This window comes from Pedobacter sp. 05L430 (assembly GCF_056397585.1).
Map to the genome: position 1 here is coordinate 1 of NZ_JBFTNT010000091.1, position 14,328 is coordinate 14,328.

At 38.8% G+C, this 14,328-nt stretch carries 14 protein-coding genes; all 14 read right to left on the minus strand.

Features of this window, described 5'->3' with window-relative positions; all coding sequences use genetic code 11:
* Nucleotides 1–2,366 (minus strand): ATP-binding protein (locus tag AC1DG9_RS13875; protein ID WP_477634760.1); only part of this gene is annotated, 2,366 nt, incomplete at its 3' end.
* A gap of 80 nt (nt 2,367–2,446) precedes the next feature.
* Entirely contained in the window at nt 2,447–3,445 is a 999-nt protein-coding gene (locus AC1DG9_RS13880; RefSeq protein ID WP_288879637.1) for an ABC transporter ATP-binding protein, read from the minus strand.
* Nucleotides 3,446–3,538: 93 nt separating this feature from the next.
* Nucleotides 3,539–4,348, minus strand: coding sequence for an outer membrane beta-barrel protein (locus tag AC1DG9_RS13885; RefSeq protein WP_172660968.1), 810 nt, complete (start codon nt 4,346–4,348; stop codon nt 3,539–3,541).
* 30 nt (nt 4,349–4,378) lie between these two features.
* On the minus strand, nt 4,379–5,095 hold the full coding sequence (locus tag AC1DG9_RS13890; protein WP_288879635.1) for a hypothetical protein: 717 nt from the start codon (nt 5,093–5,095) through the stop codon (nt 4,379–4,381).
* Complete coding sequence (locus tag AC1DG9_RS13895; RefSeq protein WP_477634761.1) at nt 5,085–5,651, minus strand: RNA polymerase sigma factor; 567 nt, start codon at nt 5,649–5,651, stop codon at nt 5,085–5,087. Before AC1DG9_RS13895 ends, AC1DG9_RS13890 begins: the two co-directional genes overlap by 11 nt.
* Nucleotides 5,652–5,726: 75 nt before the next feature.
* Complete coding sequence (gene hemJ, locus AC1DG9_RS13900) at nt 5,727–6,275, minus strand: protoporphyrinogen oxidase HemJ (RefSeq protein ID WP_172660970.1); 549 nt, start codon at nt 6,273–6,275, stop codon at nt 5,727–5,729.
* A 7-nt stretch (nt 6,276–6,282) separates the two neighbouring features.
* Nucleotides 6,283–7,305, minus strand: a complete 1,023-nt coding sequence (gene hemE, locus AC1DG9_RS13905; RefSeq protein ID WP_048903903.1) for a uroporphyrinogen decarboxylase — start codon at nt 7,303–7,305, stop codon at nt 6,283–6,285.
* Nucleotides 7,306–7,320: 15 nt separating this feature from the next.
* Nucleotides 7,321–7,836 carry a hypothetical protein gene (locus AC1DG9_RS13910; RefSeq protein ID WP_172660972.1) on the minus strand — a complete coding sequence of 172 codons (516 nt, stop codon included), beginning with the start codon at nt 7,834–7,836 and terminating at the stop codon, nt 7,321–7,323.
* Nucleotides 7,836–8,540 carry a response regulator transcription factor gene (locus tag AC1DG9_RS13915; protein WP_048903901.1) on the minus strand — a complete coding sequence of 235 codons (705 nt, stop codon included), beginning with the start codon at nt 8,538–8,540 and terminating at the stop codon, nt 7,836–7,838. Before AC1DG9_RS13915 ends, AC1DG9_RS13910 begins: the two co-directional genes overlap by 1 nt.
* Before the next feature lie 2 nt (nt 8,541–8,542).
* Nucleotides 8,543–9,409 carry a sensor histidine kinase gene (locus AC1DG9_RS13920; protein WP_048903900.1) on the minus strand — a complete coding sequence of 289 codons (867 nt, stop codon included), beginning with the start codon at nt 9,407–9,409 and terminating at the stop codon, nt 8,543–8,545.
* Between the two features lie 37 nt (nt 9,410–9,446).
* Nucleotides 9,447–10,820, minus strand: coding sequence for a glutamate-1-semialdehyde 2,1-aminomutase (gene hemL / locus AC1DG9_RS13925; RefSeq protein WP_172660973.1), 1,374 nt, complete (start codon nt 10,818–10,820; stop codon nt 9,447–9,449).
* A gap of 1 nt (nt 10,821) precedes the next feature.
* The gene (hemB, locus tag AC1DG9_RS13930; protein WP_288879633.1) at nt 10,822–11,790 is read right to left on the minus strand and encodes a porphobilinogen synthase; all 969 of its coding nucleotides are present in this window, start codon (nt 11,788–11,790) and stop codon (nt 10,822–10,824) included.
* 22 nt (nt 11,791–11,812) lie between these two features.
* Complete coding sequence (gene hemC / locus AC1DG9_RS13935) at nt 11,813–13,393, minus strand: hydroxymethylbilane synthase (protein ID WP_477634762.1); 1,581 nt, start codon at nt 13,391–13,393, stop codon at nt 11,813–11,815.
* Nucleotides 13,394–13,417: 24 nt separating this feature from the next.
* Nucleotides 13,418–14,328: glutamyl-tRNA reductase (locus AC1DG9_RS13940; protein WP_477634763.1), on the minus strand; the 911-nt coding region annotated here is incomplete at its 5' end.

The following is a 14,328-nucleotide window of genomic DNA, read 5'->3' on the forward strand; positions in this document are numbered from 1 at the left end:
CCCATGTCCAGACCTTTCAACCTGCTATCTATAGTTGATTTTGCCGAAAGTAAGATAATTCCGATATGACTTGTCAATGCGGAATTACGTATTAGCCCTGCTATTTCATAACCATCTTTTCCCGGTAACATAATATCTGATATCACTATATCCGGCAAATCCTGCTGAATGATGTTCCAGGCCTGTTCACCATTATTACAGGTATTTACCTCATAATACTCCCTAAAAAAATTTGCAATATATTCTGCAAGGCCAGAATGATCATCGATAACCAATATTGTGGGAAGGTTAGTTGACAGGTCATCTTCAGAAGTTGTTGGTAAAGTATCTGCTTCTGTATTACCTGATACGTTTGACAACTCTACCTCTTCAATCAATTGAACCGGAAGTGTAACTGTAAATGAAGAACCAATTGTCTGTTTACTTTCGACTTCAATCGTACCGTTGAGTAAGGTAACCAACTCTTTAGTATAGGCTAATCCAAGTCCGGTTCCATTTGGATTGAGGAAGGAAGTACCTGATGCTTGATAAAAAGGTTTAAATAAATCAACTAATGTTTCATCAGACATACCTATGCCGTTATCTGACAGATTCAATTGAAAGTAGTTCTTATGATCAAATTGCTTAAAACTTATTTTTAACGTTACAATGCCCCCCTCCTGAGTAAATTTAATTGCATTTGACAAAAGGTTATTCAGTATTTTCTCGAGCTTATCTCCATCAAACAAGCAATAACTGTCCGGTATATCCTCTTCAATAAATTTCAGCGTGATATGTTTACCGTCGGCAAGTGGCTGAAATGAAAATAATATCTCATGGCTAAGCTCTTTGATATTACCTACCATTTCCGTTTTGGTCAGTTTACCGGCCTGAGATTTGGATAGATCCATCATTTGGTTAATAAGCCTAAGTAAATGGCTTGCATTTCTGTAAACAGTGTTCAATAAATTCTTCTCTTTGCCATTGGTACTAAGTCTGAGGAGATATTCAGTAGGAGCGGTTATAAGTGATAATGGGGTCTTAAATTCATGGGTAATGTTGGAAAAAAACTTTGACTTTAAGGATTCAATTTCAATCCGTTCCTCTGCTTCACGACGACCAAGTACCATTTGTTCATAAGCGATATTGGATTTAGCAAGTTCTGTAGCCAAGCGCTCTGAGTGGGTAAGTGCCCCTGTAAAACGAAGTGCAAGAACGATTGCCTGGAGTAAAAGCAAAACCAAAAAAGCAAATGGTAGCAGGAAGCCGGTATTAATGAGCTTAGCCTCATATAAAGAATCATTAAGCAGGCCGATAAAACAGGCTAAAATGCCAATTAATAGCAGGGTATTATTCAGAGGATGATCTCGTAGGTGTTTGGTAAGAAAGTAAACTGTAAAGCAACCCATCCACGCCGCCATGATAATCACAACGATTAACAGATTTCCATATACTTGGTTTGGGCTAAGCCATACCAAACAGGTATATGCTAATCCAATAATCAGGAATATGCGTTTCATAAAGAGTGGGAAGCGTACAAGTTCTGTAGAGGTTAAAAAGTAAACAAAGCCCAATAAACAGACCGGAAAAAGAGTATACAAAATCTTGAGCCCGAGTGAATAGCTAAATCCTGGTAAAAAATAAAACAGGAGTGGTGTCATCGAAAAGCAGGCTCTCAATGCTAGTGCCAGGCATAATATGGCAAAAAAAAGTGCAGCCTTTTCTTTTCGGCGCATTGCAAATATAGCAAGATGGTAAATCCCCATAATAAGTAAACTTCCCACCAAAAATGCATCTGCAATAAAAGATTTATCACTGATCTCTGTTATCTTCTCTGGGCTGCCGATAGTTATTGACGACCACATTCCGCCAGATGAAAAATGGTAATTGGATAACTGAAGCAGCAAAAAGACTTTATCTGATTTTGCAGTAAAATACACAAGTTTTGAAACGCTTTTGGGAATCATATTGGAACTGGTGTCCACTTCCCCCATCGTTGCTACAAGTTTTCCATCTACAAACAGCTTATATGCTGAGGGTAATGGGGGTAGCAAAAGTGCCCAGTTTTCACCAGCTTTTGGTAGCAATATGGTAAGGCCATAAGTTGCGTAACCAAAACTCTTGTTAAAAAAATTTGCATCGGAATTAAATGGTGTCCAATTTCCCGGAACTGTTGTGTATTTTTCTGCAGTTTTCAATTCCGCCTCACTCGCAAGCTTCTTCCAGGCAAAAAGCCACTCACCTGATAATTTTATCGGAGGATCCTTTTCCGGACGGTAGGATTTTAAATTAACAACGCCGTTTACACATAATGGTGAAGTTTGAGCACTTACTGAGTTTATAAGAAGAATAAAAGCAAGAAACAATAGGCCGCTAATTAACTTCATATAAAAATTTATAAGTTATTATCTAAACTTCATAAAATTAGAAAAATTAACAACAAGGAAAGAAACAAAATTATAGGGTTCTAGATGCCGAATTCTAAAAAATGACCAATGTTCGCTTGAACATGGTCATTTTTTTTATGTTCTCCCCTATTCAATTGAATTGCTCGTATTTTAACTCCGTTTCTCTCCAAAAGCAGCTCTTCATAGAAACCTTTATAATAAACATCCTTCACCTCAAAGCGCCTGCTGTTCCATGAGCTTTTTAGCTCAACCCATTCCGGATAAAAAACTACGTGTTCTTTTGTTGCATCAATCCCAAGTTTCAAGGCATCATCTGCATTTAAAACTACGGCATTACCCAATATTTGGGCAGTATATATGTGATCCGGATGATGATAGATGTGTGACGGTTTTCCTGTTTGTAAAAGCTGACCCTCTTTCAGAATCAATAGTTCATCTGACAAAAACAAACCGTCGGCAGGATCATGAGAAACCATGATAACGGTAACTCCCGTATCAGCAGCAATTCGTTTGATATCAGCACGCAACTGGTTTTTCAATAATGCGTCTACCTGACTGAATGGTTCATCCAGCAATAAAACTGAGGTATCGCTTACCAATGCTTTCGCTATTGCAACACGTTGCTGCTCTCCCCCACTCAGTTCAGTAATTTTCTTTTCTTTAAGATGCATGATGTGCAAATGCGCCATCATGGCCATCGTTTTATCGTGCTTGGATTGCACGTTTGTGTTCGACAGCATGGAAGCAATATTATCATACACCTTGGCGTAGATATTAAGGGAGAAATCCTGGGTAACCATTTTCATTTGCTTGTGACCTGGTATCAGTTGCTCATCGGGGCCGAGGATTCTTTTCCCTTCAAAAAGCACTTCACCACTATCTACCTTTAGTAAGCCATAGATACATTTCAGCAATGTCGATTTCCCGCTACCGCTTTCTCCAATAATGGCTACAATATTTCCCTTTTTAATATCAAAGCTAATATTTTTAACTCCAGAAGCCTGTTCAGTCTGATATTGCTTGGTCAGGTTTTTTACGCTAATGATCTGTTCTTCCACAATTCAAAGATAATATAAAAGTGTTGGTCAGTAAACAAAAAAATCCCGCAGTATATACCGCGGGATTGGTTTTATTTGTGTGTGTTGTGTGTTTTAATTTAAGCCAAGCGTAACGCCGAATGCCATATTTTTTAATCCCTTTTGAGCTGCGCTTGCAAACATGTCACTAGCAGAGTATTTAGCAAATACACCGAAAGCGCCATAACCTAACCTAACTGTACCGCCATAACGGAAGGATTGAAAGTTGTAATCATCACTAACTTTTACTTTTCCTCTTTCGTTACTGATTTGTTTTACTTTTCCATTTAAAAGGAACCCGACTTCTGGCCCGAATACAAAGTAAAATCGGTTGCCATGATCGTTTTCTTTAGTGCGTAATTCAAAATTGAAAGGAATGTGTACATAGCTGCTAGAGAAACGATTTTTAGAGAAATGAATATCTTCCTGAACATAAGTAAGCTCACTTGCATTTTTCTGCATGGTGATATCTTTGTTCAACCTGATGTGCGTCCAGTCGAAACCACCTGCCAGATAGATCTTAAAGTTTGAATTGAAACGATAGCCAAACTGGATGATATCGAAAGAGAATGTACTTGTTTTACCACCTCTGTAATCCAGGAAGTCATTTTCAGGAGATAAGGTAAAGCTTCCATTATCTATTAATCTTGAAAACCCAAGGTCCACTCTGGTTATGGTTATTCCGCCAATAAAGCGGCCCTTAGACATATTGGTTTTCCCAGTAGAGTCCTTTTTGCCGATGGTGATACCAACGCCAAGGTCCATATCGAACTTTTTCATTTTACGTTCTTTGGTTACGGTAGTATCTTGTTGTGCACTGGCAGTTTGAGCTATAGCACCGGTAAGTCCGCTTACGATAAGTGCTGTTAATAATAGACGTTTCATTGTATGTATTGGTTTGTGTGTTTCCTAATTCTATTTATCTGACTTTTTATTAAACTTTATGAAACCTATGTTAATGGACACTAAAGATGAATTATCGTCATTGGTATCAAACTGTATAAATTTCTTTTCTCTCTTATCTACTTTGTTAACTACAAAATTCACCAGATCTCCTACATTCCTAATCCCCTTATTCTCTTGATGTTCAGGCTCAAGAGCAGCGTCTGTATATTCTGAAGGGTCTGCTTTTGCGATCATCACTTCTTCTTTGGGAGCTTCTTCTTTTGGTTCAACTTTAGCTAACGTGCTAACAACTTCCGGTTGCTTAATAACAGGACGATCGCTTGTTGCTTTTGGTTGCAAAGCGGCCAATTCTTTTTCTCTGTTGCTTAATTTTATGCGTGGTGCAATAATTAGCGGAGTACTTTCAACCTTGTCTGTAACCGCTGAGCTAACATTGCTTACTTGTACCGGAGTTTTAACAACAGTAACTGCCGGAACCGGAGAAACATCGTTGCTTGCCACCTCGGGTGCCTGCAACCTGATCTTTTCTGTTTTTTGCATCGGCATCAATAAACCTATAGTTACCGCAATTACAGCAACTGCTGCTGCCATCCAGTAAACCGGTAAACTACGTTTAGGTTTGGGCGACAGTTGCTCCGAAATACCGTTCCACAGGTCTGCTGAAGGTTGCATTTCCGCCTCCTCAAACTTATCTCTCAACAACTGATCAAACGCTTTATCCTGCATGTGTTGCATAATTTATGCCCTCCATTTTTATAATTTCTTCTTTTAATATCGCCCTTGCTCTAGACAATTGCGATTTGCTTGCTCCTTCAGAAATGCCCAATGTTTCAGCAATTTCTTTATGAGAATATCCTTCTATGATGTACATGTTAAACACCACTCTATAGCCATCGGCTAACTTTTGAATCACTTTTAATAAATCCTGCATTCCCAATCGGCTAAAATCAAAGCCTGTTGATGGCTGATCATAAGCATCCTCAATTGGAACAACATTCATAGTCCTTAAATTTTTACGGTAACTTTCAATTGCTGTATTTACCATAMCTTTTCTAATCCATCCTTCAAAAGCCCCATCTCCCCGGTATTCATTTATTTTCTGAAAAATTTTAATATAACCCATTTGCAATACGTCTTCTGCCTCCATCTTATCTTTTGCATAACGCATACAAACTACAAGCATCTTGGGCGCAGTTTGCCTGTACAGGGCCTCCTGCATCTTCCGGTTGCCTGCTTTGCATCCTTCTAATAATTCATTTATACTATATTGCGTCAATTTCATTTGTGTGTTTGGTATATAGTAGATGAAGCAACTATAGAAAAGGTTGCACGCAGTAATAAAAAAAATTAAAGGGGGTTAGCAATCGTGCTTTTTGCGGTAATGTTTGTACCATTTTACGGCAAGCATAATTACTACTGAAAATATGACGAGCCCAACGAGGCCATAAATCCAGTTCACGGCGCTTTTTAGCACGACTGTAAACACAATAGCTACAAGTAGGATTGTTGCTACCTCGTTCCACAACCTAAGGTTAAACGAGCTTATTTTGCATGTACCTTGTTTCAGCTGCTTCATTATATTCTGGCAAATAAAATGATAAACCAGCAGGGCTGCTACAAAGCCAAGTTTTACATGAAACCAGGGCGTTTGCAATAAACCGGGGTGTATGCAAACCATTCCTGCACCTGCAAGTACAGTGAGTACCATTGCAGGTGTAGTAATGATATTCCAAAGTTTGGCTTCTATCCTTTCGTATTCCTTTTGCAGGATATTACGCTCGATTTCGGGCCTGTCTTCGGCTTCAGTATGATAAATAAACAGACGAACACTATAAAACAATCCTGCCATCCAGCTTACAACAAAGATGATGTGAACAGACAGAATGTAATAATAGTACTTCTCCATTTTTAGATTAGTATTTAAAGTCTTTGATTACTTCAATCGCATATTTTACGTTGTCGAACGGAATATCAGGCATAATACCGTGGCCAAGATTAAAGATAAATCCATTCTCTCCACGCATACGCTCAAACAAGCGAAGAATCTCTCTCTTAATAACGGGTTTATCTGCATACAGTATATGCGGATCCAGGTTACCCTGAACTGCAATACCAGCTGGCAAACTTTTTTTGATATTTAACAAATCCGCGTTCCAGTCTACCGAAACTACATCTGGTTTGGCCTCAGCCATAATAGGCGCAAATACAGAACTTCCTTTACAAAATGAAATTACGGGAATGTCTTTTCTGTTTAAGTTCGCAATGATCTCCTGAATATAACGATGAGAGAATTCCTGGTAATCGTTCCAGGACAACGCCTGTGCCCAGCTATCAAAAATCTGGATGGCATTCACACCTGCAGCAATTTGAAGGTTCAAATAATCGGCAGTAACTTTTGCTATTTTAGCCAATAGTTTGTGTGCAACCTCTGGTTGATTGTGAATCAATAGCTTGGTTGTTTTAAAATCTTTTGATGAACCACCCTCAACAAGGTAGCTCATAACAGTAAAAGGAGCACCGGCAAAACCAATTAAAGGAATGCTTCCGTTTAAACGTTGTTGTATAACTTTAATAGCATCTGCTACGTATTGCAAACGGTCTAAAACATCAACCTCAAGTGCATCTACATCTTTTAATGTACGTACTGGGTTGGCAAACTTTGGTCCAACACCCTGGGTAAAGCTTAAATCTCCGCCCATTGCCTCGCCTGTTACCAAAATATCCGAGAATAAAATAGCAGCATCGATACCCAGTAAATTAACCGGTAACATAGTTACATCAGCAGCAATTTCAGGTGTTTTGCACATTTCAAGGAAGGAGTACTTATTTTTGATCTCCCAGTATTCAGGCATAAAACGGCCAGCCTGACGCATCATCCAAACTGGTGGGCGTTCTGTTTGCTTTGAAAATGCTGCATCTAAAAATAACGTGTTCATGTAAATCTATTTTGTTTATAAGTTGTTCGCTTCTATCTCAATCTTGTTAATTATATCTTTTGCTTTTGGGGTACTGGCCAATTCTTTTGCTTTCGCGATATAGGCCCTGCTCCGCTCACCATCTTTCTTTCTAAGCGCAAGATTGGCAAGATGGATCAATACAAAAGCTTTATCATTTTTTCCACCCAACGGGAAACGACTTGCGATCTGAAAATGATGTTCTGCAACATCATATTCTTCTTTCTTCAGGGCAATATTAGCACGCATAAACTCGTAATACCCCCTTCGGTTTCTTGCAAGTCTATCCGGATTTGGCACTTCAGCCAATATGCGTTCTGCTTTTTCATATTCGCCATTCTTAAAATATTTGGAGGCAAGAAGCACAGAACTGTGTTTAAAATGACTCCAAAGTACAAAGGCAAAGAAAAGGCCTGCCAATGCGGCAAGCTGATACTGATCATAAAAAAGGCATGCTAAAGCGGCAATCATAAAAATTGCCATCAGTGCATACCTGCCTTTGGTATTGTACATTAATGAATATCAGTAAATTTATAACCTACCCCTCTGATAGAGTGAAAATAAACCGGGTTTTTCTGATCTGGCTCAAAATACTTACGGAAGGTTAATATAAAGTTATCGATAGTACGTGTTGATGGATAAACATCGTAATTCCAAACTGTTTCTAAAATCTGCTCACGCGATACTGCTTCGTTTTTACGCTCAATCAGTAATTTTAACAGCATGGTTTCTTTTTTTGTTAAAGGAACAATAAGGCCATCATCCTGTTTTAATTCAAAAGAGTTAAAATAGATGGTCTTATCTCCTATTTTATAAGAGTTAAGTTCTTTCAGATCATCAGCTTTCATGCTGCGTTTAACCAAAATACCTACTCTTAAGATCAGCTCTTCCAAATTAAATGGTTTAACCAAATAATCGTCAGCACCTTTTTTCAGACCCATAACACGGTCTTCGCTTGTATTTTTGGCCGTTAGGAAAAGGATAGGAACTTCAGTGTTTTCCAAACGAATTGTTTCACAAACCTGGAAACCATCCATTTCAGGAAGCATCACGTCTAAAATAATCAGGTTAAAACGCTCTTCTTTAAAAACCTTTAAAGCAGTTTTACCGTCTTTTACCGCATGAACTTTATAACCTTCAAGTTCAAGGTTTAATTTTATTGCATCTAATAAGTGGTCTTCATCCTCAACCAGTAATATTCTTAATTTCTGTGGCATAATCAACTAAATGTTATTTCAAAAATTGCACCCTGTGGTGCGTTATCTTTAACGCTGATATCAGCGTCATGGCTTTGTAGAACTTCTTTAACAATAAACAGGCCTAAACCTGTTCCTTTTGATTTTCTGACATTTTCGTCACCTACACGATAGAATTTATCAAAAATAAGCATCTTTTCAGCGTCAGGGATACCTGGCCCTTTGTCAGTTACCCTTAAAAAAGGATGCCCATCTTTATTTGTCAATTCCACACCAACCTCTGCACAAGGTCCAGAATATTTAACTGCATTTTCAACCAGGTTAGTTACCACAGACGACAGCGCAAACTGATCGCCCACTACCTTAACCCCGGGCTGTATTTTTGGATTTATCAGCTGTTCACAACCACACGAATGGATCTGCAACCTATCAGTGATTCTTGAAACCATTTCCGAAAGATCAAATTCTTCTTTAGGGAACGAATAAGACCTGTTTTCGATCTTGGTAGCCAACAACATGTTTTCAACCAAATCATCTAAACGTTCAATATCCTTTAATGAATTATTCAGTAAAGAAGTTTGTCTCGCTTTATCCAGGTCACGTTTAACGATGGTTTGTATAGATAATTTTATAGCCGCCAAAGGCGATTTTAACTCATGTGTTACCGAGAGTAAAAAGTTCTGCTGCTGCTCTCTTAGCCTGTCTTCTTTTTTAATAGATTGATGCAAAAAATACGCTCCAATACACAATAAGAACAGAAATACAGATCCCTCGCCCATTACCATAGCCATCCTGGACGGTTGTAATTTAACTACAAGCGTGCCCCAGGAAATTAATTGCACTAAAGAGTACAACAGCAGGAAATAAAATATAACGATTGATTTCTTCAAGACAGTTAGTAGTTTATATTATAAATATACCCAAAATTTACTTATTCCTGAAAACAACATCAAGGCTATCAAATATAGCTCTCTTTGCTTTTTCAAGCTCTATTTTAGTATGCGCAGCAGAAACAAAACCTACCTCATAGCCCGACGGGCCAAGGTAAATACCCCTGTTTAACAACTCTCTGTGCATTACTTTAAATTTCTCCATGCTTGCCGGATCAATATCCTCGGCACATTGAATTTTATCTTTGTCCGTAAAAGCCAGCCAGAAAATAGACCCTACATGGAATACTTTTAATTTGTAGTTTCTTGCAGTTGCAAAACGCTGTATGCTCTCGGCAAACTCAGAAGCTTTATTGTTTAAATCTTTATAAAAACCAGAACGTAGTAGCTCCGTCAACTGGGCAATACCTGCAGCCATGGCTACGGGATTTCCAGATAAGGTTCCTGCCTGATAAACACCCCCATCAGGAGAAATATGAGACATGATTTCGGCCGATGCGCCATACATTCCTACAGGCAAACCACCACCGATAATTTTACCATAGGTAACTATGTCAGGCTTTATGCCATAATGTCCTGCAGCACCTTCGAATCCCAATCTGAATCCGGTGATTACTTCATCAAATATTAAGAGTGCTTTGTTCTCTTTACAGATATGCTGTAAAAACTGAATATATTCTGCATCCTGCATCAGCAATCCGTTGTTAGCAGGAATTCCCTCAATAATGACGGCGGCTACTTCATCTTTAAATTGTTCGAATGCTTTTTTCAAAGCTTCGGTATCATTCAAAGGGATTACGATGGTTTCCTGAGCAAATGATTTTGGAACGCCGGCAGAAGAAGTTTCGCCAAAGGTAACCAGACCTGAACCTGCTTTTACCAATAGTGAATCGCTGTGTCCATGATAGCAGCCTTCAAATTTGATGATCTTATCACGACCTGTATAGCCACGCGCCAATCTGATGGCCGACATTACTGCCTCGGTACCAGAACTGGTAAAACGTATCTTTTCTACAAGTTTATTGTTTTTAATAATCAGTTCTGCAAGCTCGTTTTCTAATGCAGTAGGTGCGCCAAAGCTCATCCCGTTTTGCATTACTTCTGTAACCTTTTCACGAACTTTAGCATTGTTATGGCCAAGAATTAATGGACCCCAGCTACCGCAAAAATCTATAAATTGATTTCCATCAGCATCCCATACAAAGCATCCATCGCCCTTTTGAATAAACAATGGTGTTCCGTAAACCGATTTAAAAGCCCTAACCGGAGAATTTACGCCTCCAGGAAAATAGTTTTTAGCCTTCTCGTACAGCTCTGCCGATTTCTCTCTGGAAATATCCGGTTTACCTCCTGTATTTACAGGCATATCACCTTCATTTCCCGAAAACATTTTTTTTAAAGATTCTAACATATTACATCCAATTCTTTTCTACTATATCTCTTATATGGTAAGTTGTTATAATGCTTGCCCCTGCGCGTGCAAATGCATGCATGGTCTCCATCACTACTTTTTGTTCATCTATCCAGCCTTTTTCTGCAGCTGCTTTTACCATAGAGTACTCTCCTGATACATTATAGCAGGCTATTGGCAAATCTGTGTGCTGTTTTAAGTTATGCATTACATCAAGGTAAGCCAAAGCGGGCTTAACCATTAATACATCTGCCCCCTCACTTTCATCAAGCAATGCTTCTCTTAAAGCTTCATTGCCATTTCTAAAATCCATTTGATAAGCTTTTCTATCTCCCTTACTTGGCGCGCAATCAGCAGCCTCTCTAAAAGGCCCGTAATATGCTGAAGCAAATTTTGTAGCATGCGACATGATTGCCGTATTTACAAAACCTGCACCATCAAGTACACTTCGCATTGCACCAACCCTGCCATCCATCATATCTGAAGGGGCAAGCATATCAGCACCTGCCTGTGCATGGGTAAGTCCCATTTTGGCAATTACTTCAACGGTTGCATCATTTTGTACATAGTCATTTTCTAGTATGCCGCAATGTCCATGTGTAGTATAAGAACAAACACAAACATCCGTAACTATGTATAAATCGTCGCCAAAGTTTTTCTTAAGCAAACGAACTGCCGAAGGTACTAAAGAATGATCATGATATGCTGAATGGGCATCCTCACTTTTTTCATCTCCTACACCAAACAACATGATTTTGTTTACACCTAATTTAAGTCCCTTTTCAACATCTTTAACCAATGTGTCTTCAGAGTAATGGTTGATTCCCGGCATTGCGTCTAAAGCATGAACAACATTTTTACCCGGTACAATAAAGTACGGATAAATGAACATATCTTTCGACAACCTTGTTTCGGCTACCATTTCCCTAACTACAGGGTTTTTCCTCAATCTACGTGGACGGTGTAACATATCAACCTCTATTTAACTTCCTTTATTTTATTTCTATTCCAAACACAGCCTCAGCCAATCCGATCTCATCCGGCGAGTAAGGTAAGGTATATTTTATACCCATCTCATCAAATTTTTTCGCTGTTGAATTACCAATAGCAATAATCTGTTGTCCGGGATCTAATAAGTTCTCCACAAAATAGGCATCAACGTTAGATGGGCTGGTAAAAATCAGCACATCAGCGTAAGTCTGATCTATATCATCTTCAAATACAGTCTCGTAAATAGGTAAGTCTATTACTTTTGTATCTGCTGTTAAAGCTTTTTGAATGGTCAATAAAGAATCTTGTGCTCGTGGAAACAATACCGTTTTTCCGGTAACTTCTTTAGCAAAAAGTTCAGCTACTTCCTCAATATCACCACCTTCTCCTTCGTAATCAGCCAGATAACCAGCTCTTCTTAACGAATCTTCAGAACCTCTGCCAGCAACGCCAAATTTAACGTGCTTAGGCAGTACAGGTTTTAGATTAAAGAAATAATCTACCGCATTTCTGCTGCTAAAAAAGATCCAGTCTACATGTCTGAAATGATATTGATCCAATACCGTTACAATAGGGAAAGTACGGATCAGTGATCTCGCGTCAATTTCTATATTGTGTTTTGCTAAAGCTTTTCTAAAATAGTTATGCTCCCCAACTTCTCTTGAAATAAATACTCTTGATGGGAATTTCCTATCCGCGGCAAATCTGCTCACAATCTTTTCAGCTAAACCATCAAGGTTTTCTACTCTATAAAATAAGCGATCAGGGAAATCTTCTTCGGTTTCTGCTTTAGAAGTCCAAACCTCATATAAACCATCTTCTTTTTTGCAGTAACAGCCTAGTGGCATGTGACAGCCACCTTCAAACAGGTTTAATACTTTTCGTTCAATTGCAATTTCCTCTGCAGTTTCCGGATCGTGTATTTTTTGAAGTAGTTCAAATAGTTCGGTATCGTTTTCTCTGATCTGAATAGCCAAAGCGCCTTGTGCAGGAGCCGGAACCAGTTCTGTAGTATCAACTACTTCTACATGGAACTCCGAAAGGTCAATTTTTAAACGGTTCACGCCAGCTTTAGCCAGCAGAATCGCGTCGTAATCTTCATCTCTTAATTTTTGGATCCTGGTCGGTACGTTCCCTCTTAAATCTTCAATATTTAAATCAGGACGTAATGCCAATATCTGCGCTTTACGTCTGTTAGACGATGTCCCCACCATTGCACCTGTTTTAAGCGATAATTTTTGGGTAATGTCTACACAATCTTTTAAAATTAAAAGAAGCTCTGCCGGATCTTCGCGTTCAGTAACCRCTGCAATTGTTAATCCTGCGGGGTGTACTGTAGGTAAATCTTTATGAGAGTGTACTGCTATATCGATGGTTCCACCTAAAAGTTCTTCTTCAAGCTCTTTAGTAAAGAACCCTTTGCCTTCCAGTTTATCTAATCTTAAGTTTAGAATCTTGTCGCCCTGCGTTTTGATGATTTTCAAATCTGCCTCAACGCCAATTCCTGCAAGTTTATCTTTAATGAAGTTGGCTTGCCATAAAGCCAGGTCGCTGCCTCTTGTACCGATAGTAAGTCTTTTCACGTTGATGCTAATTTTTTGGCAAATTTAGCTATTCTTTACCAATATCTCTTTTGCCATTACCATTGGTACGCTGATGTATTTTTTTTCCATATAATCCATCACGCGTTCCAGTACCAATCTGGAGTTTTCATCCAGGTTATTGATCTCTTCGGCAAAGATACCATTGATAGCAGTATGCTTAATTTCCTTGATTTTCTGAGGAACGCCACTCATGGCTATCTCAATTTCACGCTGGCGTAATACCAATTCAAAATCTTTGATGTTCTCTTCGATGATGTGTTCTGCGTTAACCAGTTCATCATAGCGTTCTTGTATATTTTTGCGGGCAACTTCTTTTAAAGATTCTACCTCTATGAAATGTATCGGGAAGTTTTTCACTACTTCAGGAGCAGTGTCGTTAGGGATGGCAAGATCTACAATTACCTTTTTACCAGTATCACCATTTAATAATTTCTTATAGATGGCTTCAGTAATAATAGGTTCTGTAGCACCGGTACAGGTAATAATTACATCAAATCCCTGATCGTAATTTTCTAGTTCTGAAAGTGGATATGCAGTGCCATTTAAATCTTTGGCCAGCGCTTCTGCATGTTCTAAAGTTCTGTTGAATACAGAAAAGTTAGAGTATTTATGTTTTTTAAGATATTGAGCGATGTTTTTGTTGGTTTCTCCTGCTCCGATGATGAGCAATTTTACATTGCCACACATTTTTAGGTCACGAAGTTTACGATAGGCAAGAGAAACAATGGAGACGGGGTTCTTGGAGATGTTGGTATGTGTGTAAACTTCTTTAGCTGTTTTTACCACACGGTTCATGATCATCCGCATATAATCGCCTGTAAATCCTGCAACCCTGCAAGCTTCATAAGCCTTCCGGATCTGGGCAAGAATTTCCTTCTCTCCAACTACCAGACTTTCTAAGGAACAGGATGTAC

Bases quoted from the DNA above. Each gene is read 5' to 3' on its own strand.
- AC1DG9_RS13885 (WP_172660968.1), bottom strand. From the start codon at position 4,348: ATGAAACGTCTATTATTAACAGCACTTATCGTAAGCGGACTTACCGGT.
- AC1DG9_RS13890 (WP_288879635.1), bottom strand. From the start codon at position 5,095: ATGCAGGATAAAGCGTTTGATCAGTTGTTGAGAGATAAGTTTGAGGAG.
- hemJ (WP_172660970.1), bottom strand. From the start codon at position 6,275: ATGGAGAAGTACTATTATTACATTCTGTCTGTTCACATCATCTTTGTT.
- hemE (WP_048903903.1), bottom strand. From the start codon at position 7,305: ATGAACACGTTATTTTTAGATGCAGCATTTTCAAAGCAAACAGAACGC.
- AC1DG9_RS13910 (WP_172660972.1), bottom strand. From the start codon at position 7,836: ATGTACAATACCAAAGGCAGGTATGCACTGATGGCAATTTTTATGATT.
- AC1DG9_RS13915 (WP_048903901.1), bottom strand. From the start codon at position 8,540: ATGCCACAGAAATTAAGAATATTACTGGTTGAGGATGAAGACCACTTA.
- hemL (WP_172660973.1), bottom strand. From the start codon at position 10,820: ATGTTAGAATCTTTAAAAAAAATGTTTTCGGGAAATGAAGGTGATATG.
- hemB (WP_288879633.1), bottom strand. From the start codon at position 11,790: ATGTTACACCGTCCACGTAGATTGAGGAAAAACCCTGTAGTTAGGGAA.